The sequence below is a fragment of the uncultured Campylobacter sp. genome (assembly GCF_938018145.1).
Taxonomy (GTDB): Bacteria; Campylobacterota; Campylobacteria; order Campylobacterales; family Campylobacteraceae; genus Campylobacter_A.
Genome location: NZ_CALIII010000214.1, coordinates 1 through 1,457, shown reverse-complemented (window position 1 = coordinate 1,457; position 1,457 = coordinate 1). Strand labels below are relative to the sequence as shown.

1 protein-coding gene and 1 pseudogene are annotated in these 1,457 nt (G+C 45.9%); both read right to left on the bottom strand.

Annotated features, from left to right (window positions below; all coding sequences use genetic code 11):
• Positions 1 to 180: 180 nt before the first annotated feature.
• Complete coding sequence (locus Q0338_RS04795; RefSeq protein WP_298085762.1) at positions 181 to 1,071, bottom strand: NAD(P)H-dependent glycerol-3-phosphate dehydrogenase; 891 nt, start codon at positions 1,069 to 1,071, stop codon at positions 181 to 183.
• 217 nt (positions 1,072 to 1,288) lie between these two features.
• Positions 1,289 to 1,457 (bottom strand): annotated as a pseudogene (gene gatB / locus Q0338_RS04790) (Asp-tRNA(Asn)/Glu-tRNA(Gln) amidotransferase GatCAB subunit B); the annotation flags it as partial.

Sequence of the window (1,457 nt, the reverse complement as noted above, 5' to 3'; positions counted from 1 at the left end):
AATCATATCGGTAGATAACGGCATTAAATTTAGCCTTTTAAAATTTGACGGATGCAGAAGTCTGCAAATTTCGCATAAATTTGTAATTATTTAAATTTTTAATCTAGTCTCAAAAAAGGCAAATCGCGGACTTTTGAACCAAATTCATCTCTAACACAAAGACACACTTTTAGCCAAATTTTATTTTTTGCTCAGCAAATCTCTCAAGCTTTCCTGTACGTCTTTACCGCGCAGCATCGCCGCGACCTCGTTTACTATCGGCGTATAGATGCCCTTACCGGCGGCGATCTTTTCTATCGCGTATGATGTATCCACACCCTCGGCGACTTCACCTAGATCGTTTAGGATTTTATTTAGGCTCTCGTTTTTAGCAAGCCCCAGGCCCACGCGGTAGTTACGCGATAGTACGGACGAAGCCGTTAGAAACAGATCGCCCGCGCCGCTAAGCCCCAAAAAGGTCTGCTGTTGCGCGCCAAAATACTCGCCAAATCTTGCCATCTCGACAAGTCCGCGCGAGATGAGGCTGGCGCGAGCGCTGTTACCAAGCCCGAGCCCGTCGCAGATACCGCCCGCGATAGCGATGACGTTTTTATAGGCACCCGCGATCTCTGCACCGATAACGTCGCTGCTGGCGTAGGCTTTGATATTTTGCGGAAAAAGCGCTGAAATCTCGCAGGCAAGGGCTTCGTTTTTGGAGTTTATCACGAGCGCGCACGGAAGGTCGTTTTGTATCTCTTTAGCAAAGCTAGGACCCGATAAAAAGGCCAAATTTGCCGCATCTACGTGCTGTTCGTAAATCTCGTCTAAAAAACGAAGGCTCGAGGTCTCGATACCCTTTGAGGCGACTAAAATTTTCTGTCCGGAGTTTTTAAAATGCTCTTTTAGCCAACCGCTAACGGACTGCGAAGGTATGGCAACGACTAGCAGATCGCGCTTTAGCGCCTCATCTAGGCTCACGAAATGCGAACCCTCAAGCTGCCTGCGCGAGGTGATAACACAGTCATTTCTTTGCGAAAGCGCATGAAAAAGCGCGCTGCCCCACTTTCCCGCTCCGATGATGGCTATTTTCATTTTTACTCTTTTTTGTGATTTACGTTTATTTCAGCTAAATTTGACCGGCCCGCCTGCAAGCCGAAACTTGCTTTTGCAAAAAATTAAACAACTTAAATTTGACCGCGCCGTCCGTCTCTATAAAATAAAAATTGGCGCCGTAAATTTACTTTTTGGGCCAAATTTGACGCAAAACCATAGCCGCCAAATATCGTAAAAACGGCGGCGCAAGCCAAATTTATCCTAATTTTTCTTTTAAAAGCTCATTTACTTTTGCGGGATTAAACGCACCCTTGCCCTCTTTCATCGTCTGACCGACAAAAAATCCAAAAAGCTTATCCTTGCCGCTTTTATATTCGGCGACCTTGTCAGCGTTCGCGCTTAAAATTTGGTCTATTATCGCTACG